The organism is Methylobacterium durans, from assembly GCF_003173715.1.
GTDB classification, from domain to species: Bacteria; Pseudomonadota; Alphaproteobacteria; order Rhizobiales; family Beijerinckiaceae; genus Methylobacterium; species Methylobacterium durans.
Window position 1 is genome coordinate 4426372 of the sequence record NZ_CP029550.1, and the last position, 19023, is coordinate 4445394.

The window sequence follows — 19023 nt, forward strand, 5'->3', positions numbered from 1 at the left end:
GTCCACTGATGTCCGACGCAACGATCACCGGCGGCACCAACGCCCCCGCGGTGGCGGCCGCCTCCGCCATTCCGCCGGAGGAGCTCGACCGCCTCACCGACGACATCGTGGCGGCACTCAAATCCGTCTACGACCCCGAGATCCCGGCCGACATCTACGAGCTCGGCCTCATCTACAGGGTCGACATTGCCGACGACCGGACGGTGTCGATCGACATGACGCTCACCGCACCAGGCTGCCCGGTGGCGGGCGAGATGCCGGGCTGGGTCGAGAACGCCGTCTCGGCCGTCCCCGGCGTGCAATCCTGCACCGTGACGATGGTGTTCGACCCGCCGTGGGACCAGAGCCGCATGTCCGACGAGGCCCGCGTCGCCCTCGACATGTGGTAGGGGGCGGTAGATTCACCGCCAACGGGATCTTATCTTCCGTACGTGCACAAGAATCCCTCACCCGCCCGGGCCTTGAACCCGGCTGCCGGAGAGCACGCGATGTCATCAGGTTTCAAGGTCATGTCGCTCACCGACGCGGCGGCAGGCCGGATCAAGGCGATCATCGCCGACGCGGACCGTCCAATCGCCGGCCTGCGGGTCGGCGTGAAGAACGGCGGCTGCGCCGGCATGTCCTACACGATGGAGTACGCGGAAGCGCGCAAGCCCGGCGAGGACATGATCGAGGACAAGGGCGTGACCGTCTTCATCGATCCCAAGGCGGTGCTGTTCCTGCTCGGCACCGAGATGGATTTCCAGACGAACAAGCTGTCCGCGCAGTTCGTCTTCAACAACCCGAACCAGACTTCCGCCTGCGGCTGCGGCGAGTCCGTCGCGATCACGCCGGCAAACCCCGAGGCGCTGCGCGCCACGGCCTGAGGCTTCGGCCCTCAGGCTACCCGGGACAGATCCGAGATCGGGGTGCGGTCGTCGACGCAGCGGTTGCGGCCGCCGCGCTTGGCCGCGAACATGCACAGGTCCGCGCGCTCGAGCAGGGAGACGGGCGTGTCGCCCGCCCGGTAAGCGGCGATGCCGAGCGAGACGGTGACCTTGCCGAGCGACTCGCCCGTCGAGCGCTTGACGAGCTCGCGACCCATCACGCTCGTGCGCACGGCCTCCGCGACGGCGCGGGCCGCATCAAGATCGGTGTCGGGCAGGAGGATGCCGAATTCCTCGCCGCCGAAGCGCGAGAGATTGGCGTTCACGCGCACCTGCTCGCGCATGACGATGGCAACGAGGCGCAACACCTGGTCGCCGGTGAGGTGACCGTAGAGGTCGTTGAAGCGCTTGAAGAAGTCGATGTCGAGGACGATCAGGCTCGACGTCACCGGCCGGCTCGCCGCCGTCTCGACGGTCTTGGCCAGCATCTCCTCGAAATGCTTTCGGTTCGAGAGACCGGTGAGCGGATCGGTGAGGCTCTCGATGCGGGTCGCCTCCAGCGTCTCGCGCAGGGTCTCGATCTCGGAGCGGCTCTCGCGCATGCGCGCCTCGAGCGTCCGATTGTTGGCCGCGACCTCGCGGGTGGTTGTCACAAGGGAGGCCACGATCTCGCGGATCCGCACGCGATTGAGGGCCGCGCCGGCAAGGTCGTGGGAGAACGCCCGCAGCGACTCGCCGTATTGCGCGGTCGAGCCGAGCGAGAGATCGATCATCTCGGTGATGCTCTCGATCTCGGCGAGCACGCTGGCGCTCATCTTCTCGGCCGCCATCGAGAGCCGGCGGCCGTCGATGTAGGTGTCGTAGAGGGAGTCGATGTCGCTGTCGCAGAGGCAACCGTTCTGCGCGGTCAGGCGCTTGATCGCGTCGTTCATCAGCGGCTGCGCGCCCGATACGTACGTGTACCAGACTGTGTAGGCTCGCGGCGTCGCCGAGGAGCCGTAATCACGCATCAGGTCGTTCGCCCGCTGGCACAGCGCGAAGGTCCGGTCGCGGTCGTTGTGGCTCCCTTCGCTCATCCCAACCCGATCCCCTCCGCGGCGTCACCGACCTGTCGGCCGGTGTGTGCCGGAGAAGATGCATCCGCGAGGATGGATGGACGGTTAAGCCGACGCGAACGGATCGACGCGCCGCGGCTGTTATTTGCGCTTCTTGACGAGTGCCGGACGCAGCAGGAAGGCCGGCACGTGCTCGCCGAGGCCCATCGGCGTCCCGGCATCGTCCTCCTCGTGCCGGCGGCGACCGCGACCGCCGCGCTCGTCGGGCCCACGCTCGGGCCGCTGGCGCGACGGAGCAGGCGAGACCTGAGCGGGCGAGACCGGCGCGGCGTCGCGCGGGGGCGCCCCGTTCTCCATCGGCTCGCTGCGAGCCCGCTCGGCACCGCTCCGGCGGGATGGCGCGGGCCGGCCCTCGCCGGAAGTGCCCCGGCGGCCCCGGCGGGCCCCGTCGACACTCCGGCCGCGATGGCGGGTTCGCCCGTCCGATTCCCCGTCGGAGGCCGGCAGCGAGGCGAGGTCGCCGTCGAACCAGGGAATCGGCTGGCCGATCAGGGACTCGATCGCCTGTAGAGAGCGGTCGTCGCCGCGGCTGACGAGCGTGAAGGCGTGGCCCTCGCGGCCCGCGCGGCCGGTGCGGCCGATCCGGTGGACGTAATCCTCCGGATGATGCGGCACGTCGAAGTTGAAGACGTGGCTGACGGCCGGGATGTCGAGGCCGCGCGCGGCCACGTCGCTCGCCACGAGGAGCGGCGTGTCTCCGCTGCGGAACCCGTCCAGCGCCGCCATGCGGGCGCGCTGATCCATGTCGCCGTGCAGGGCCGCCGCGTTGAAGCCATGCTTCGCGAGCGACTTCTGCAACTGCGCGACGTCGCGCTTGCGGTTGCAGAAGATGATCCCGTTCTTGAGTTCGCCCTCGCCGCGGATCAGACCGCGCAGACGCTCGCGCTTCTCGTGGCCCTCGCCGCCCGTCGCGACGAGCCGCTGCACGATCGTCGTCGCGGTCGAGGCCGGGCGCGCGACCTCGACCCGCTGCGGATTGTGCAGGAACATGTCGGCGAGCCGCTCGATCTCGGGCGGCATCGTCGCCGAGAAGAACAGGGTCTGGCGCGTGAAGGGCACCATCTTCACGATGCGCTCGATGTCCGGGATGAAGCCCATGTCGAGCATCCGGTCGGCCTCATCGATGACGAGCAGTTCGACGCCGGTGAGGAGAAGCTTGCCGCGCTCGAAATGGTCGAGGAGGCGACCCGGCGTCGCGATCAGCACGTCGGTGCCGCGGGTCAGCTTCGCGTCCTGATCGGCGAAGGAGACGCCGCCGATGATCAGGGCGACGTTGAGCTTGTGGTTCGTGCCGTAGCGCTCGAAATTCTCCTCGACCTGCGCCGCGAGTTCGCGGGTCGGCTCCAGGATCAGCGTGCGGGGCATGCGGGCCCGGGCACGGCCGGTCTCCAGCATCGTCAGCATCGGCAGGGTGAAGGCCGCCGTCTTGCCGGTTCCGGTCTGCGCGATGCCAAGCACGTCCCGGCGCGCGAGAACGTGGGGAATGGCCTGCGATTGGATGGGAGTCGGTTGGGTATAGCCGGCGGCGGTGACGGCCTGGAGGACCTTGTCGCTCAATCCGAGATCGGCAAATGACATCTTCTTTTGAGAACCGTTGCGCGCGGGAAGGTCGCCGGCCGGCGCGGAGGAGATCGTCGCGGCAACGGCAATGACGGCTGTCTCGTTTCCCGACCCGCCGCGCATGCGAGTGCCGGCACACTTAGAGTGTTGGCGCGGCTTGTCAATCTGAGATCCGGGCCGGAATGCCCTTCGGCCGTGCGGGCGGATCGTTCAGTGCGCGCTGCCCCGAATCCGGCCGGCCAGGGCGCAGGGGTCGAGGGTGACAGCGCGCGCGCCGCCCCCGATCGAGCCCGTGGTCTCGGGCTCCGGCAGCGCCGCCGCGACGGCGACGCGGCGTTCCGATGCGCCGTGGTAGCGTGAGAGATACTGAGCCGCCGCGCATCCGAGGACCAGCGTCACGGCGGCGACGCGCAGAGCCCAGGCGAGGAGGGGAGAGCGGGAGCCGGCTTCGGGCGAGGAGTCGGAGGCGCGCATCGGCTCGGGAGCTGGCTTGGCGAGGCCGGCCGCGCGGGACGCGCAACCTGCGACCGGGAGACTTTCACGGACAGGGTTAAGAGAGCCCTACCGGCTCATCTCGTGCTGACGAGGATGCATCCTGAACTAAAACGCCGCCTCGCGTCCGATTCCGCACCATGCTGCAGGATTGAGAAGCGCCGGCCACTCATTCCGACAGGATTGTGGCTGCATTTCTTAATTCTCCCGCAAGCTTTGTTCTCGTCCTTCGGCGTGTGCGCTGGGGCACATCCTCCGCCGCTGGAATCTTACCTCGATCTAACCTTCACGTTTCGTTGACTCCTTACGGCTTATCTGGACGGGCTTGTTGCACGAAAGCGACAGACCCGATCGCTCCCGCAGCCTAAAAGCGCGCCGGCTTTCGCCAGACAGGACCAGTGATGATGAAAAAGCTTCTCCTTGCCTCGACCGTTCTCGCCGGCATGACCGCCGTCGCGTCCGCTGCCGATCTTCCGCGTCGCGCTGCGCCGCCGCCGGTGTTCGCGCCGGTCCCGGTGTTCACCTGGACGGGCTTCTACGCGGGTTTCAACGCCGGCTACGCGTTCGACACCGGCAACAACCGCAACGGCTTCCTGCAGACGGCCGGCAACCCGGTCACCCTGACGGGCGTCGGCGGCGCGCCGGTGACCACCTCGATCCTGCCGGTCGGCAACACCCTGCTCTACCGCTCGGGTGACCGCGACGGCTTCACCGGCGGTGGCCAGATCGGCTACAACTACCAGTTCACGCCGGGCTCGGGCGTGGTGGTCGGCGTCGAGGCCGACGCCCAGTACCTCGATTTCGGCTCGGGCCGGAACAACCGCTTCACCACCACCGCGCCGGTCGGCACGATCAACCCGAACTTCGTTCCGGTGAACGGCACGCTGAGCACGCTCGACTTCTTCGGCACGGTGCGCGGCCGCCTCGGCTACGCCTTCGACCGCACGCTGATCTACGGCACCGGCGGCTTCGCCTACGCCTCGGGCGACACCAGCCTGGGCAACTTCGCCAACGTGGCCCGCGGCAGCGACTTCCTGACCGGCTGGACCGTGGGCGGCGGCATCGAGTACGCGCTGCCGACCGACTCGTTCCTGAACTTCTTCCGCTCCTCGGCGGTGACGCTGAAGGTCGAAGGTCTGTACGTGAACCTCGATCGCGGCCGGACGGGCGTCAACACCCTGGTGGGCGGCCTCAACACCGCCGGCGGCCTGGTCCCGGTCTACGACACGCTCGGCTTCGCCGGCCGCAACCGCAACGACGAGTTCGCCGTCGTCCGCGCCGGCCTCAACTACAAGTTCGGATCCTACTAAGTTTGACCTCGTGGGCGGCGCTCCGGCGCCGCCCATCGGGACGGACAGACGAGAAAGCCCGGCCTCACGGCCGGGCTTTCTCGTTTCTGGTATCACCTCGCGCGATCGCACAGGTGACGCTCTCAAAACGCGTCCCTCCGCCTGAGGAGAGTAGACCTCGCGCCACCGGCCGCTTCAGGCACGTGCCCGCGGGACCCCGCCGTCCGGCCTTCTCAGATGTCGAGGTCGGTCCCATCGGCGAAGGCGGCGCGCTCGGAGATGAAGGCGAAACGGGCCTCGGGCTTGTTGCCCATCAGGCGGTCGACAGTGTCGCCTGTCGATTCCCGCGCCTCGTCGAGGATCGCGACGCGCAGGAGCGTTCGCTTTCTCGGATCCATGGTGGTCTCCTTCAGCTGAGCCGGCATCATCTCGCCGAGGCCCTTGAAGCGACCAATTTCGACCTTGCCGCTCTTGAACTGGCTCTTGATCAGCTGGTCCTTGTGGGCGTCGTCGCGCGCATAGGCGGTCTTGGTGCCCTGCTGCAGACGATAGAGAGGCGGGATCGCGAGGTAGAGATGCCCCTTGTCGATGAGGCGAGGCATCTGCCGGTAGAAGAAGGTGATCAGGAGAGAGGCGATATGGGCGCCGTCGACATCGGCGTCCGTCATGATGATCACCTTTTCGTAACGGAGATCCTCCTCCCGGTACTGGTGTCCCGTGCCGCAGCCGAGAGCCAGGGTGAGGTCCGCGATGAGCTGGTTGGCGCCGAGCTTGTCACGGCTCGCCGAGGCGACGTTCAGAATCTTGCCGCGCAACGGCAGGATCGCCTGGGTCGCGCGGTCCCTGGCCTGCTTGGCGGAGCCGCCGGCCGAATCGCCCTCGACGATGAAGATCTCCGACCCCGCCGTGCCCGCGGCCGAGCAATCGGCGAGCTTGCCGGGCAGACGCAGCTTTCGGGTCGCGGTCTTGCGGGCGACCTCCTTCTCCTGGCGGCGGCGCAGGCGCTCCTCCGCCCGGTCGATCACCCAGTCGAGGAGCTTGTTGGCCTGGGCCGGCGAATCCGCGAGCCAGTGGTCGAAGGCGTCGCGAATCGCCGTCTCGACGATGCGGGAGGCTTCCACCGTGGCGAGCTTGTCCTTGGTCTGGCCCTGGAACTCAGGCTCTCGGATGAAGACCGAGAGCATCGAGGCGCAGGTCGCCATCACGTCGTCGGTAGTGACCGCCGCCATGCGCTTGGCCTGATTCACCCGCTCGGCGTGCTCGCGCAGCGCCCGCAGCAGGGCGACGCGCAGGCCCGATTCGTGGGTGCCGCCCTCGGGCGTCGGGATCGTGTTGCAGTAGGATGAGGAGACGCCGTCGTCCTGGACCATCCAGGCCACCGCCCATTCGAGCGAGCCGTGGCTACCGGGCTTTGTCACCTTTCCGGAGAAGATCGCGTCGGTGACGAGTTCCTTCCCCTCGATGTCGCGGGCGAGATAGTCGCGCAAGCCCCCGGGGAACCGGTGCACGGCCTCGGGCGGCACGCCGTCCAGGCCGTCCAAGAGGGCAGGCGCGCAGCGCCAGCGGATCTCGACGCCGCCGAACAGGTAGGCCTTGGAGCGGGCCATCTTGAAGAGGCGGCGCGGATCGAACTTGAGCGAGCCGAAGATCTGCGCGTCCGGATGAAAGCGCACCCGCGTGCCGCGCCGGTTCTGGACGCGCCCGACCGTCTCCAACCCGCCCTGCGCATGACCGCGCGAGAAGGTCTGGCGGTACAGGGTCTGGTTGCGGGCGACCTCGACTTCGAGCAGATCCGAGAGGGCGTTCACCACCGAGATGCCGACACCGTGCAGGCCGCCGGAGGTCTCGTAGACCTTTGAATCGAACTTCCCGCCCGCATGCAGCGTGGTCATGATGACCTCGAGCGCGGACTTGCCGGGGAATTTCGGGTGCGGATCGACCGGGATGCCGCGGCCGTTGTCGGTCACGACGAGGGCGCCGGATTCCTCGAGCTCCACCTCGATGAAGCTGGCATGGCCCGCCACCGCCTCGTCCATCGAGTTGTCGATCACCTCGGCGAAGAGGTGGTGGAGCGCCCGCTCGTCAGTGCCGCCGATATACATGCCGGGGCGGCGGCGCACCGGCTCCAGCCCCTCCAGAACCTCGATGGCGGACGCGTCGTAGCCAGCCTCCGCAGCGTCCGGAGGGGCCGGGACGGCGGGCGTCAGGCTGAGACGGCGGCGCGCCTCCTCCCGGCTGCCGGGCCCCGAGGCGGCCGGCTTCGCGCCCGGACCGAACAGATCCCGTGCCGGATCGCTCACGCGCGCCCCCCGTGCAGCCGGATTTCGTCTCGCAGCATGTGCCTTCATCCGCCCGTTCTACCGGAACAAACCGGAAACATCAAAGCACCCGGCGCCGTCGCCGGTGCGGTCGAGCATCGCATGGCGGCAGCCGACGGGCCAAATGCACCCCCGGCAACGCGGCACCGCGAGGCTTTCTCGGCAACCGTCATCAAACTGATGCGGGAGGGATGGTTAAGATCGCCTCACGCATCGTCGCGGGGTCCATGCCGGTTCAGGGAACCTTTATGTGCGCTCGCGCATTGTCACGGCAAAGCTTTGCCGTATCGCGCCCCGCCGCGACGGAGACAGAGGGAGCAGGACGCCGATGAGCAACGCCGCCGCTCAGGCCCGCCACATCGCGCTCGCGCGCTACGAGCGCGCCGCCGGCGAGGCATTCGGCTTCGCGGAGGAGGCGAGGGACGCCGCGCGTGCCGCCTTCCTCACCCCGGCAACCCTGGCGATGGCGACCTTCGCGACCGCGCTCGCGGCGACGATCACCTACCTCGTCTGAGGCAAAGGCCCCGCTCTCAGCCCCGGGCCGCCGTCTTCTTGGCGGCCGGCTTCGCCTTGGCGCCGGCCTTCGTCGCGGATTTGGCCGCCGCGCGCTTCTTCGGTGCCGCCTCCTCACCCTCCGACGCCGCCTTCCGGGCCGGCGCCTTGCCGCGAGCGGCCGCACCCTTGCGGCCGCGGGCCGAAGCCTTGCCGCCGCCCGAGGCGCGCTTGGCGTTGACGAGGCCGATACCCTCATCCAGCGTCAGCGCCTCGGCGCTGATCGCCTTCGGCAGGGTCGCGTTGACCTCGCCGTCCGTGACGTAGGGACCGTAGCGGCCGGCCTTCACCGTCAGCTCGCGGCCCGATGCCGGGTCCTTGCCGAGAGCGCGGCCGGGATCCGAGGCCGGACGCCCGCGCCCGCCGCCCTGCTCCTTGGCCACGATGAGATCGATCGCCCGGTTGCCGCCGATCTCGAGGACATCGTCGTCCTTGCCCAGGTTCGCGTAGGTCTTGCCGTGCTGCACGTAGGGCCCGAAGCGGCCGAGATTGGCCAGGATCGGCTCGCCGGTCTCCGGGTGGCGCGCCACCTCGCGGGGCAGCGCCAGGAGGCGCAGCGCCCGCTCCAGATCGACCGCCGACGGGGCCAGCCCCTTGGGGAGGGACGAGCGCTTCGGCTTCTCTGCACCCTTCTCGGCGGATGCCTCGCCGAGTTGCACGAAGGGGCCGAAGCGGCCGTCGCGCAGCGTCACGGGCAGGCCCGTGGCGGGGTCGGTCCCGAGCACGCGCACGCCGGGCTGGCCGCCCTCGGACGAGGAGCCGTCGCCCTCGCCCTCGACACCGGTGGCCGAGAGCTGGCGGGTGTACTTGCACTCGGGGTAGTTCGAGCAGCCGACGAACGCGCCGAACTTGCCGAGCTTGAGCGAGAGCGAGCCCGAACCGCAATTCGGGCAGGTCCGCGGATTCGAGCCGTCCGCACGCTCGGGGAAGATGTGGGCGCCGAGGAGCTCGTTCAGCGCCTCCAGCACTTCGGCGACCCGCAATTCCTTGGTGCCGCCGACCGCGGCGGAGAAATCGCGCCAGAACTCGCGCAGCACCTCGCGCCAATCGATCTCGGCATTCGAGACCCGATCGAGCTGGCCTTCGAGATCGGCCGTGAAATCGTACTCGACGTAGCGCTTGAAGAAGCTTTCCAAAAAGCCGGTGACGAGCCGGCCCTTGTTCTCGGGGACGAGGCGCTTCTTCTCGATCTTGACGTATTCGCGGTCGCGCAGGGTCTGCAGGATCGCCGCGTAGGTGGAGGGCCGCCCGATGCCGAGCTCCTCCATCCGCTTGACGAGGCTGGCCTCCGAGTAGCGCGGCGGCGGCTCCGTGAAGTGCTGCGTCGCGGTGATGCGCTCCCGCCGGAGCGGGTCGCCCGCCTTCATCGGCGGCAGGCGGCGGCTCTCCTCGTCGGCCTCGTCGTCCTTGCCTTCCTGGTAGAGGGCTAGGAAGCCGTCGAATTTCACGACCTGTCCGGTGGCGCGGAGCTCGATCCGGCGCGGGCCGACGCTCGCCGTCACGTCGACGGTGGTGCGCTCCAGCTCGGCCGATTCCATCTGGCTCGCCACAGTGCGGGTCCAGATCAGGTCGTAGAGCCGGGCCTGCTCGGGATCGAGGTAGCGCGCGACCTGCTTCGGCAGTCGGCTCATCTCGGTCGGGCGCACCGCCTCGTGGGCCTCCTGCGCGTTCTTCGCCTTGGTGCTGTACTTGCGCGGGGCACCGGGCACGTAGGCGTCGCCGAACTCGCGCCCGATGACGCGGCGGGCGTCTTGGACGGCCTCGGGCGCCATGTCGACGCCGTCGGTGCGCATGTAGGTGATGATGCCGACCGTCTCGCCGCCGATCTCGACGCCCTCGTAGAGGCGTTGGGCGACCCGCATGGTCTGGGCCGGCGCCATGCCGAGCTTCCGCGAGGCCTCCTGCTGGAGGGTCGAGGTGGTGAAGGGCGGCTGCGGGTGGCGCTTGGCGGGCTTGGCCTCGACGCTCGCCACCTGGAAGGTCGCGAGTTCGAGGTCACGCTTGAAGGCCGCCGCGTCCTCGCCGTTGCCGACGTCGAGGCGCTGGATTCGCTTGCCGTCCGCGCCGACGAGCCGCGCCTCGAACACGCCGCCGGCCTCGGTGGCGAGGGTGGCGACGATCGACCAGTATTCGCGGGGGCGGAAGGTCTCGATCTCGTATTCGCGCTCGCAGACGAGCCGCAGCGCCACCGATTGCACCCGGCCCGCCGAGCGCGCGCCGGGCAGCTTGCGCCAGAGCACCGGGGAGAGGTTGAAGCCGACGAGGTAGTCGAGCGCGCGGCGGGCCAGGTAGGCGTCGACCAGGGCCTGATCGATCTCGCGGGGCTGGCGCATCGCGGTCTGGACCGCGTCCTTGGTGATGGCGTTGAAGGTCACCCGCTCGACCGGCACGCCCTTCAGCGCCTTGCGGGCGGCGAGCGCCTCGATCACGTGCCAGGAGATCGCCTCGCCCTCGCGATCCGGGTCGGTCGCGAGGATGAGCTTCTCGGCGCCCTTCACGGCCTTGGCGATCTCGGAGACCCGCTTCGCGCCGCGATCCTCCAACTCCCATAGCATGAGGAAGTCGTTCTCGGGATCTACCGAGCCGTCCTTGGCCGGCAGGTCGCGGATGTGCCCGAAGGAGGCGATGACCTCGTAATCGTGGCCCAGATATTTGTTGATCGTCTTGGCTTTGGCCGGCGACTCGACGACGACGACTTTCATGAACGGGTCAGCCTCTTGCCAGAGCCCACCGCAGCGACGGTCAGATGCAATTGTGTCGGATGCCGGCCTCCTCCGGGGGAGGGGCCATTGCGCCGGCAGAAGTGGTGGAAGGGCGGCGCGATGTCAAATCGCGCGGCCGTCCGCCCGGCGATCGAGCCCGGGCCGAGCCGGTCGAGTGGCGCTCAGATCCCCGCGTACCACTCGTAGCCCCGGTCTTCCCAGTAGCCGCCCTGTCCGTCGCCGAGCCTCGCCAGGGAGGCGACCACCTCGACCCGCATCACGTACTTCGCCATCTTGTAGCCGAGCTGCCGTTCGAGGCGCAGGCGCAAGGGGGCTCCATGCGCGACGGGGAGCGCCTTGCCGTTCATGTCGTAGGCCAGGATCGTCTGCGGGTGGTAGGCGTCGGTGAGTTCGATGCTCTCGTAGTAGCGGATCGGCGTGCCGCCCTCCTCCAGGCCGCCGCCGGCGACCTCCATCGTGTCGGCGCAATGGAACACGACATAGCGGGCTTCCGGCTTGAGGCGGGCACGGCCCAGGATCTCGGAGAGGGGCACGCCCGTCCACTTGCCGATCGAGCTCCAACCCTCGACGCAATCGTGGCGCGTGATCTGGGTGCGGGCGGGCAGGGCGCGGAGATCCGAAAGGCTGAGGGCTTGCGGTGCTTCGACGAGACCGTCGACGGCGAGCGTGAAGCCCGAGAATTGGTCGGCGACGAGCGCGCGATACGCCTCGTCGGACGGGTCGATCGTGCCGTTCGGCTTGAAATAGGCGGAGATCGCCGAATCCGGGAATTCTCGGGCCAGCGATTGCGGCGTCAGGAGCAGGCGCTGCACGAACAGGTTCGCGTCCTCGCCGAGCTTGAGGGTGCGCCGGCCGAAGGCGGTCTCTGCGAGACGGTCGCAGCCGCCGAGGGCTGCCGCGCCGAGGAGACCGGCGGCGCCCCGCAGGAAGCGACGGCGATGCGGTGCGATGTGCTTCACCGGCTCTCTCCCGTCCTGATCGTCGCGCCCGGGATTCGCCGGATCGTGAACCAGCCGGTGATCATGCCGCGCATGTTGTTCCAGAAGCCCGAGAGCAGCACGAGCAGCACGTGGATGATGACGAACAGCACCAGCAGGTTCGCCACGATGAAGTGCACGCTGCGGGCCGATTGCCGGCCGCCGAACAGCTCGGTGAGGAACGGGAAGGCCGCGTCGAGCCCGGGCGACATCGCGAGGCCGGCGAGCACCATGATCGGGAGAAGCACGAGGACGACCACGAGGTAGGTGAGCTTCTGCAGGACGTTGTAGCGGCGCGCCTCCTCGCCTTCGGGGAAGTGCAGGGTCAGATGCTCGCGGATCGAGCCGCCGATGTCGCGGATCTGGTCCCCGTCCGGGATCAGGCGGCGGCGCAACTGCCCTGTGCCGATTCCGTAGGCGAGATAGATCAGGCCGTTGATCACGAAGGCCCAGGCGAACAGGAAATGCCAGCGGCGCCCGGTCGCGAGGTCCTGGCCTGCCGGCAGCGTTGCCCAGGCCGGAAAGGCGCGCTCCGTCGGCTCGCCGCCGACCGCGGAGAGGCCGAGCCAGCCCGTCGTATCGAACGTGTGCGTCCCGATCTGCGTGATCCCGCGCGGAGTCCCGCCCGCCCCCTCGTCGCTCGTGATGGCGAGGGCCGGCGCATCGAAGGTCGAGGCCGCCCCCCAGTACAGGGCCGGATGCGCGTTGAAGATCTGCAGGCCGCTCATCAGCAGCACGACGAGGCAGACGACATTGATCCAGTGGGCGAGCCGGATCACGAGGGGGTGGCGGAAGATCCAGAGCCGCGCGGAATCGCGTTGATCCTCCGCAGGCTGGGCCGGGGCCGATGAGACGGACAAGGGCGGGCGCTCGTGGTTGGCTGGCGGGATGCTCGCTGAGCCGGCGACGAATCGTTCGCCGCGGCATCGCCGGAGTTACGCGTCTACGTTGGGCAGGCGCGGAATGTTGCGAGGGGCCGCTCTCTCACGAGTTTGTGGGGGCGAGGGGCGCCGAGCCTTGCGGCGCCCCTGCCGGCGACCTATAGCCCGGCCTCGACATGAGCGCGCCCGTGACCCCGAGCTTCCCGCACCGCCACCTGCTCGGCATCGAGGGGCTGACCCGCCCCGAGATCGAGGGCCTGCTCGACCGGGCGGACGCCGCCGTCGACATTTCCCGGCAGGTCGAGAAGAAGCGCAACGTCCTGCGCGGCCGCACCCAGATCAACCTGTTCTTCGAGCCCTCGACGCGCACGCAATCCTCATTCGAACTCGCGGGCAAGCGCCTCGGCGCCGACGTCATGAACATGTCGGTCGCCTCCTCCTCGGTGAAGAAGGGGGAGACGCTGATCGACACCGCGGCGACGCTGAACGCCATGCGGCCCGACATCATCGTGGTTCGCCACCACGCGGCTGGCGCCGTGCATCTGCTCGCCCGCAAGGTCGATTGCGCGGTCGTCAACGCCGGCGACGGCGCCCACGAGCACCCGACCCAGGCGCTCCTCGACGCGCTGACGATCCGCCGCAACAAGGGCGGGATCGAGGGGCTTCAAGTCGCGATCTGCGGGGACGTCCTGCACTCGCGGGTGGCGCGTTCCAACATCATCCTGCTGCAGGCCCTGGGGGCCCGGGTTCGGGTGATCGGCCCCTCGACCCTGCTGCCCACCGGCATCGAGCGCTTCGGCGTCGAGGTGTTCACGAACATGCGCGAGGGGCTCGCAGGCTGCGACATCGTGATGATGCTGCGCCTCCAGCGCGAGCGCATGAACGGCTCCTTCGTGCCGTCCGTGAAGGAATATTTCCGCTATTTCGGCCTCGACGGGGACAAGCTGCGGCTTGCCAAGCCGGACGCCCTGGTGATGCATCCGGGCCCGATGAACCGCGGCGTCGAGATCGCTTCCGACATCGCGGACGGGACCCAGTCGCTGATCCGGGAGCAGGTCGAGATGGGCGTCGCCGTGCGCATGGCGGTGCTGGAGGCCCTCGCGACCCACCTGCCGAACGCGTGATGCCGATGTCGCTTCGCCCGCTCCTCCTCTCGAACGCCCGCCTGATCGATCCCGCCATCGGCCGCGAGGGCCCCGGCGCCGTCCTCGTCCGCGAGGGCCGCATCGCCGACATCGCCTGGGGCAGCGTCCCTGCGGCGCCGGACGGCGCAGAGATCATCGACTGCGCCGGCCACATCCTTGCGCCGGGCCTCATCGACATGCGCGCCTTCGTCGGCGAGCCCGGCGCCGAGCACCGGGAGACGCTGGCGAGCGCGAGCGCGGCCGCGGCCGCGGGCGGCGTCACGACCCTGGTCTGCATGCCGGACACGAACCCGGTCATCGATGGGCCGGCCATCGTCGATTTCGTGCTGCGCCGCGCCCGCGACACCGCGAGCGTCAACGTCCTGCCGGCCGCCGCGATCACCAAAGGGCTGGCTGGGGCCGAGATGACCGAGTTCGGCCTTCTGCGCGAGGCCGGGGCGGTGGCCTTCACGGACGGATTGAAGGCGGTGACGAATGCGCAGGTGATGCGCCGGGCGCTCACCTATGCGCGGGATTTCGGCGTGCTCCTGATGCAGCACGCCGAGGAGCCGGATCTCGTGGGCGACGGCGTCATGAACGAGGGCGAGATGGCCTCCCGCCTCGGGCTCCACGGCATCCCGCGCGAGGCCGAGACGGTGATGCTGGAGCGCGACATCCGGCTCGTCCGGCTCACGGGCGGGCGCTACCACGCCGCGATGATCTCCTGCGCCGATTCGGTCGAGATCGTGCGCCGCGCCAAGGCGGACGGTCTCCCCGTCACCTGCGGCGTCTCGGTGAACAACCTCGTCCTCAACGAGGGCGACATCGGCCATTACCGCACCTTCTGCCGGCTCTCGCCGCCGCTGCGGCACGAGACCGACCGGCTCGCCGTCGTCGCTGCGCTCGCCGAGGGCCTGATCGACGTGGTGGTCTCGGACCACAACCCGCAGGACGTCGAGACGAAGCGCCTGCCCTTCGCCGAGGCCGCGGACGGGGCGCTTGGCATCGAGACCCTGCTCGGGGCGGCGCTGCGCCTCGTCCACACCGGCGACATCGCCCTTCCGCAACTCCTGCGGGCGCTGACGACGCGTCCGGCCGAGATCCTCGGGCGCGAGGCGGGCCGACTTGCGGTCGGCGCGCCGGCCGATCTCATCGTGATCGACCCGGACGTGCCCTACCTCCTCGACAAGCGGCACTTGAAGTCGCGCTCGAAGAACTCGCCCTTCGACGAGGCCCGCCTCCAGGGCGCGGCCGTGCTCACCCTCGTGGGCGGCAAGGTCGTGCACCAGGGCCACGACCTCTCCGAGGCGGCTTGATGGACGTGGGCGCAGCCGACTTCGCGGTTCTCGCCACCTGCCTCGTCGGCGGCTACCTTCTCGGATCGATCCCGTTCGGGCTGATCTTCACGCGAATCGCCGGCCTCGGCGACGTCCGGGCGATCGGCTCGGGCAATATCGGCGCGACGAACGTCCTGCGCACGGGTCGGAAGGGCCTCGCCGCGGCGACGCTGCTGTGCGATGCCCTGAAGGGCACGGCCGCCGTGCTGCTCGCCGCCCGGTTCGGCGAGACGGCGGCACTGGCGGCCGGTCTCGGCGCCTTCCTCGGGCACCTCTTCCCGGCCTGGCTCGGCTTCAAGGGCGGCAAGGGAGTCGCGACCTTCATCGGGGTGCTCCTGGCGCTGAGCCCGCTCGCGGTGCTCGGCTTCGCGGCGCTCTGGCTCGGCCTCGCCTTCGCCCTGCGCTACTCGTCCCTCTCGGCCCTCGTCGCCTCGGCGGCGACGCCCTTCGTCCTCTGGGCGCTCGGCGAGCCGCGCGCGGCCCTCCTCTTTCTCGTGCTCGCCGCCCTGCTATGGTGGAAGCACGCGCCCAACATCCGCCGCCTGATGGCCGGCACCGAAGGGCGCATCGGGCAGAAGGGCTGAGGCGCCCGCCTGCCGGCCCCTTGGGGGAGGGGCCAAGGAGGGGGGATGCAGCTCACCGACGCTCAGCGGGTCGACTGGCTGCGCCTGATCCGCACGGATGGCGTCGGCCCGCGCACCTTCCGCGGGCTGATCAACCGTTTCGGCGGGGCCGGCCCCGCCCTCGACGCGCTGCCGGACCTGACCGCGGCCCGGGGCCGCCGCATCACGCCGCCGACGCGCGGCGAAGCCGAGGCCGAGATCGCGGCGGCGGCCCGGCTCGGCGTGCGGCTGACGGCGATGGGCGAGGCCGATTACCCGAAGCCGCTCCAGGCGACCGACAGCGCGCCGCCGCTCCTCGCGATCCGGGGCGAGACCGCCGCTTTCCGGCGGCCGTCCGTCGCCATCGTCGGTTCGCGCAACGCCTCCGCCGCGGGCCTCGCCTTCACGGAGCGCCTCGCGCGCGCTCTCGGAGAGGCCGGCCTCGTCGTCGTCTCGGGCCTCGCCCGCGGCATCGATGCCCGGGCGCACAGGGCGGCGCTCGCCACCGGCACGGTGGCCGTCCTCGCCGGCGGGCAGGATCGGATCTACCCGGCCCATCACGCCGGGCTCGTCGACGAGATCCTCGGCGCCGGAGGCGCCGTGGTCGCCGAGATGCCGATGGGCTGGGAGCCGCGCGGCCGCGACTTCCCGAGGCGCAACCGCATCATCTCGGGGCTCGCGCTCGGCAGCGTGGTGGTCGAGGCGGCCCGTCGCTCGGGCTCGCTCATCACGGCCCGGTTCGCCCTGGAGCAGGGGCGGGAGGTGTTCGCGGTCCCGGGCTCCCCCCTCGACCCGCGCGCGGAGGGCACGAACGATCTGATCCGCCAGGGCGCGACGCTGGTGGCCGAGCCCGACCACGTCCTCCTCGTCCTCGCCCTCCTGGTAGTCGACGATGGGACCGCCTCGCCCCTGGCCGTCGACCGGCCCGACCTCGCGGACGAGCCCATCTTCTGGGACGAGATCGATCTCGACGGGATCGCCCTGTCCGTCCCCGCCGAGGGCCTCGCCGAGGCCACGCCCACCGGCCTCGGCGAGGCCGTGGACGATCGCGCCCGCCTGATCGCCTATCTCAGCCCGACCCCGATGGGGACGGACGAACTCGCCCGCGCGAGCGGCCTCAGCGTGCGGGTCGTCCAGACCACGCTCCTCGAACTCGAGCTCGACGGGCGCATCGAGCGCCACGGCAGCGGTGCCGTCTCGCTCATCGGTCAGTAATCCTGTTCGCCCTCGTCGGCCGCATCCAGGCCGCGCATCGCGTCGAGGCAGCCCTGCAGGATGTAGGTGGCGGCGAGCTTGTCCACGAGCGCGCCCCGCCGGGCCCGCGATGCGTCGGCCTCGATCAGCGCCCGCGTCACCACTGCCGTCGAGAGACGCTCGTCCCAGTAGAGGACCGGCAGGTCGAGCAGCGGCGTCAGGTTGCGGACGAAGGCGCGGGTCGACTGGACGCGGGGTCCCGCGCTGCCGTCCATGTTGAGGGGCAGGCCCATCACGAGCCCGCCGACGGCATGCTGCCCGCACAGGAGCTTGAGCCGCGTCGCGTCCTGCGTGAACTTGACCCGCCGGATGGTCTCCAACGGCGTCGCGATCGTCCGGCCGAGGTCCGACAGGGCGAGCCCGATCGTCTTCGTGCCGAGGTCGATCCCGATCAGCCGCGCGCCGCCGCGCGAAGCCTCGGCGAAGGCAAGGATCTCGTCAGCGTTCACGCGGCACCCGGGTTCCCACTCGTGCGGCGGCCTTACGCCGTGGCGCCCGCCCGCGCCAGCACCGCCTCGTCGATGCCTTCGAACCGGGACGGGAGCGGCTCGGCCCCGGGCCCGAGGATGGCGGCGACGCGCGGGCCCTGGAGATCGCGGAACAGCTCGTCGAGGCTCTCGGCGCCGAAACGGACGCTCTCGAGATCTGCGCCCATCACCCAGATATCGTACTCGCCGGTGCCCTGCACGTCCCAGAACAGGAAGGCGCCGTCCTCGGTTTCGCCGAAGAAAAGGGCCCGATCGAGCACGCTCGGATCGTCGCCCGCGACGTCGAAGCGGAAGGGCCGGTCCGCGAAGGCCGGGTTCTCGGCGAGCGCCTGCGCGGCACTGCCGACGCTGTGCGCGATCAGCGCCCCTCGGGCGACGAGGTCGGCGGCCTCGAAGGGCAGGGGCGTGGCGATCCGGATCAGACCGCCGGCGAGCCCTGCCCCGCATGACCGGCAGAAGCGCCGATAGGAATCCGGCAGCGGCACCCCGAGTTCACCCTCCGCCCGGGCTATCTCGGCCTCGCTCGAAGGACAGCCCGGATGCAGCTCTTCGAACACCGACTGCCACATGCTGCCCCTCCGTGCGTCCGACGCATTAACCATAACGAAACCTTGCAGTAGCGGGGCCGGGACCTGTTCGGCCATAGTCGCGTTTAACGTTTTCTTAACCGTGTTCGAGGTCGCCCGTGACAACGCCGAGCCGAATGCCGCGGGTCCGCCCGATCCTGCGCCTCGTCGCCTCGGCGCGGCGCGTGGCGGTGCCGGCGGGAGCCTTCGTGGCGGTGGGGCGGGCTCCGTCCGAAGCGCGGCCCGAGATGGCGGCGGGCCGACGCGCCCTGTCGCGCCGGCACAAGCTGATGCTGCTCCTCGCCTTCGAGACGCTGGTCTTCGGCTTCGCGCAGGCCGAGCGCCATCCGAAGCGGCCCGGCATCCTGATCGAGATGTCGGTGACTCCGAACCACGTGGTGACCTGAGAGCGGACGCGCTCGCTCGCGCGACGGCGCCGCCCGCGTTGCGGGCGCGCGAAACCCGGTGCTATAGCGCGGGAAACAGCCCCGCAGGCCGCTTCCGGCCGCCCCGCACCGGGCCTCCTCCGCGAGGATGAAGACAGCAGCATGTCGGTCGACGCACAGACAGTCCGGCGCATCGCCCACCTCGCCCGAATCGCGGTGAGCGAGGAGGACGTGGCGCCGCTCCAGGGCGAGCTCAACGCGATCCTCGCCTTCGTCGAGCAGCTCGGCGCCGTGGACGTGGCGAATGTCGAGCCGATGACCTCGGTGACGCCGATGGCGATGAAGAAGCGGGCGGACGTCGTCACGGACGGCGGCCGGGCGCAGGAGGTCGTCGCCAACGCGCCCGAGACCGAGGACCATTATTTCATCGTGCCCAAGGTGGTCGAGTAGGACCGAAGGCCCGGGCCTTCAGGCCCGCCACTTGCGATGCGCC

At 69.9% G+C, this 19023-nt stretch carries 19 protein-coding genes; 10 read left to right on the plus strand and 9 right to left on the minus strand.

Features of this window, described 5'->3' with window-relative positions; genetic code table 11:
* The first annotated feature begins 8 nt into the window (after positions 1-8).
* Entirely contained in the window at positions 9-389 is a 381-nt protein-coding gene (locus DK389_RS20290) for an SUF system Fe-S cluster assembly protein (protein WP_236960193.1), read from the plus strand.
* Between the two features lie 99 nt (positions 390-488).
* The gene (locus tag DK389_RS20295; RefSeq protein ID WP_109892260.1) at positions 489-866 is read left to right on the plus strand and encodes a HesB/IscA family protein; all 378 of its coding nucleotides are present in this window, start codon (positions 489-491) and stop codon (positions 864-866) included.
* Positions 867-877: 11 nt separating this feature from the next.
* Here the strand turns inward: DK389_RS20295 and DK389_RS20300 are convergent, their stop codons facing one another.
* The 3 genes from DK389_RS20300 to DK389_RS20310 all read right to left on the minus strand — a co-directional run bounded on the left by DK389_RS20300 (position 878) and on the right by DK389_RS20310 (position 4015).
* Positions 878-1942: a GGDEF domain-containing protein gene (locus DK389_RS20300; protein ID WP_109892262.1), complete on the minus strand. Its 1065-nt coding sequence runs from the start codon at positions 1940-1942 to the stop codon at positions 878-880.
* A gap of 120 nt (positions 1943-2062) precedes the next feature.
* Positions 2063-3559, minus strand: coding sequence for a DEAD/DEAH box helicase (locus DK389_RS20305; RefSeq protein WP_109896646.1), 1497 nt, complete (start codon positions 3557-3559; stop codon positions 2063-2065).
* Between the two features lie 192 nt (positions 3560-3751).
* Entirely contained in the window at positions 3752-4015 is a 264-nt protein-coding gene (locus DK389_RS20310; protein WP_109892264.1) for a hypothetical protein, read from the minus strand.
* 422 nt (positions 4016-4437) lie between these two features.
* On the opposite strand from DK389_RS20310, the gene DK389_RS20315 reads away from it, so the two are divergent.
* Positions 4438-5343 carry an outer membrane protein gene (locus DK389_RS20315; RefSeq protein WP_109896648.1) on the plus strand — a complete coding sequence of 302 codons (906 nt, stop codon included), beginning with the start codon at positions 4438-4440 and terminating at the stop codon, positions 5341-5343.
* 212 nt (positions 5344-5555) lie between these two features.
* Here the strand turns inward: DK389_RS20315 and parE are convergent, their stop codons facing one another.
* On the minus strand, positions 5556-7622 hold the full coding sequence (gene parE, locus DK389_RS20320; RefSeq protein WP_109892266.1) for a DNA topoisomerase IV subunit B: 2067 nt from the start codon (positions 7620-7622) through the stop codon (positions 5556-5558).
* Between the two features lie 346 nt (positions 7623-7968).
* Here parE and DK389_RS20325 point away from each other — a divergent pair, with 346 nt between their 5' ends.
* Entirely contained in the window at positions 7969-8154 is a 186-nt protein-coding gene (locus DK389_RS20325) for a hypothetical protein (protein ID WP_109892268.1), read from the plus strand.
* 16 nt (positions 8155-8170) lie between these two features.
* Here DK389_RS20325 and topA read toward each other — a convergent pair whose 3' ends face one another.
* The 3 genes from topA to DK389_RS20340 all read right to left on the minus strand — a co-directional run bounded on the left by topA (position 8171) and on the right by DK389_RS20340 (position 12752).
* Positions 8171-10894 (minus strand): type I DNA topoisomerase, encoded by a 2724-nt coding sequence (gene topA / locus DK389_RS20330; protein WP_109892270.1) that lies wholly within the window; start codon positions 10892-10894, stop codon positions 8171-8173.
* 182 nt (positions 10895-11076) lie between these two features.
* Positions 11077-11865, minus strand: coding sequence for a molybdopterin-binding protein (locus tag DK389_RS20335; RefSeq protein WP_109896650.1), 789 nt, complete (start codon positions 11863-11865; stop codon positions 11077-11079).
* Positions 11866-11870: 5 nt separating this feature from the next.
* A complete protein-coding gene (locus DK389_RS20340; protein ID WP_236960194.1) occupies positions 11871-12752 on the minus strand; it encodes a cytochrome b/b6 domain-containing protein in 882 nt (293 codons plus the stop codon).
* A gap of 197 nt (positions 12753-12949) precedes the next feature.
* On the opposite strand from DK389_RS20340, the gene DK389_RS20345 reads away from it, so the two are divergent.
* The 4 genes from DK389_RS20345 to dprA are packed head-to-tail and all read left to right on the plus strand — an operon-like array spanning position 12950 to position 17051.
* Complete coding sequence (locus tag DK389_RS20345; protein ID WP_109892272.1) at positions 12950-13897, plus strand: aspartate carbamoyltransferase catalytic subunit; 948 nt, start codon at positions 12950-12952, stop codon at positions 13895-13897.
* 5 nt (positions 13898-13902) lie between these two features.
* Entirely contained in the window at positions 13903-15213 is a 1311-nt protein-coding gene (locus tag DK389_RS20350; protein WP_109896654.1) for a dihydroorotase, read from the plus strand.
* Entirely contained in the window at positions 15213-15818 is a 606-nt protein-coding gene (gene plsY / locus DK389_RS20355) for a glycerol-3-phosphate 1-O-acyltransferase PlsY (RefSeq protein ID WP_109892274.1), read from the plus strand. Before DK389_RS20350 ends, plsY begins: the two co-directional genes overlap by 1 nt.
* Positions 15819-15863: 45 nt before the next feature.
* Positions 15864-17051: a DNA-processing protein DprA gene (gene dprA / locus DK389_RS20360; protein WP_109892276.1), complete on the plus strand. Its 1188-nt coding sequence runs from the start codon at positions 15864-15866 to the stop codon at positions 17049-17051.
* On the opposite strand, the gene ruvX is transcribed toward dprA, so the two are convergent.
* Together ruvX and DK389_RS20370 are read right to left on the minus strand one after the other, a co-directional pair.
* A complete protein-coding gene (gene ruvX / locus DK389_RS20365) occupies positions 17045-17539 on the minus strand; it encodes a Holliday junction resolvase RuvX (protein ID WP_109892278.1) in 495 nt (164 codons plus the stop codon). The genes dprA and ruvX overlap by 7 nt on opposite strands.
* A 32-nt stretch (positions 17540-17571) precedes the next feature.
* Positions 17572-18147 (minus strand): SMI1/KNR4 family protein, encoded by a 576-nt coding sequence (locus tag DK389_RS20370; RefSeq protein WP_109892280.1) that lies wholly within the window; start codon positions 18145-18147, stop codon positions 17572-17574.
* A gap of 134 nt (positions 18148-18281) precedes the next feature.
* Here DK389_RS20370 and DK389_RS20375 point away from each other — a divergent pair, with 134 nt between their 5' ends.
* Positions 18282-18551, plus strand: a complete 270-nt coding sequence (locus DK389_RS20375; protein WP_109892282.1) for a hypothetical protein — start codon at positions 18282-18284, stop codon at positions 18549-18551.
* A gap of 141 nt (positions 18552-18692) precedes the next feature.
* Positions 18693-18980 carry an Asp-tRNA(Asn)/Glu-tRNA(Gln) amidotransferase subunit GatC gene (gatC, locus tag DK389_RS20380; RefSeq protein WP_109892284.1) on the plus strand — a complete coding sequence of 96 codons (288 nt, stop codon included), beginning with the start codon at positions 18693-18695 and terminating at the stop codon, positions 18978-18980.
* The last annotated feature ends 43 nt before the right edge of the window (positions 18981-19023 follow it).

Coding starts and splice junctions, on each gene's coding strand:
- dprA (WP_109892276.1), top strand. CDS start 15,864: ATGCAGCTCACCGACGCTCAGCGGGTCGACTGGCTGCGCCTGATCCGC.
- DK389_RS20305 (WP_109896646.1), bottom strand. CDS start 3,559: ATGTCATTTGCCGATCTCGGATTGAGCGACAAGGTCCTCCAGGCCGTC.
- gatC (WP_109892284.1), top strand. CDS start 18,693: ATGTCGGTCGACGCACAGACAGTCCGGCGCATCGCCCACCTCGCCCGA.
- DK389_RS20325 (WP_109892268.1), top strand. CDS start 7,969: ATGAGCAACGCCGCCGCTCAGGCCCGCCACATCGCGCTCGCGCGCTAC.
- DK389_RS20300 (WP_109892262.1), bottom strand. CDS start 1,942: ATGAGCGAAGGGAGCCACAACGACCGCGACCGGACCTTCGCGCTGTGC.
- DK389_RS20350 (WP_109896654.1), top strand. CDS start 13,903: ATGTCGCTTCGCCCGCTCCTCCTCTCGAACGCCCGCCTGATCGATCCC.
- DK389_RS20290 (WP_236960193.1), top strand. CDS start 9: ATGTCCGACGCAACGATCACCGGCGGCACCAACGCCCCCGCGGTGGCG.
- DK389_RS20345 (WP_109892272.1), top strand. CDS start 12,950: ATGAGCGCGCCCGTGACCCCGAGCTTCCCGCACCGCCACCTGCTCGGC.
- topA (WP_109892270.1), bottom strand. CDS start 10,894: ATGAAAGTCGTCGTCGTCGAGTCGCCGGCCAAAGCCAAGACGATCAAC.
- DK389_RS20295 (WP_109892260.1), top strand. CDS start 489: ATGTCATCAGGTTTCAAGGTCATGTCGCTCACCGACGCGGCGGCAGGC.
- DK389_RS20315 (WP_109896648.1), top strand. CDS start 4,438: ATGAAAAAGCTTCTCCTTGCCTCGACCGTTCTCGCCGGCATGACCGCC.
- plsY (WP_109892274.1), top strand. CDS start 15,213: ATGGACGTGGGCGCAGCCGACTTCGCGGTTCTCGCCACCTGCCTCGTC.
- DK389_RS20310 (WP_109892264.1), bottom strand. CDS start 4,015: ATGCGCGCCTCCGACTCCTCGCCCGAAGCCGGCTCCCGCTCTCCCCTC.
- DK389_RS20375 (WP_109892282.1), top strand. CDS start 18,282: ATGCCGCGGGTCCGCCCGATCCTGCGCCTCGTCGCCTCGGCGCGGCGC.
- DK389_RS20370 (WP_109892280.1), bottom strand. CDS start 18,147: ATGTGGCAGTCGGTGTTCGAAGAGCTGCATCCGGGCTGTCCTTCGAGC.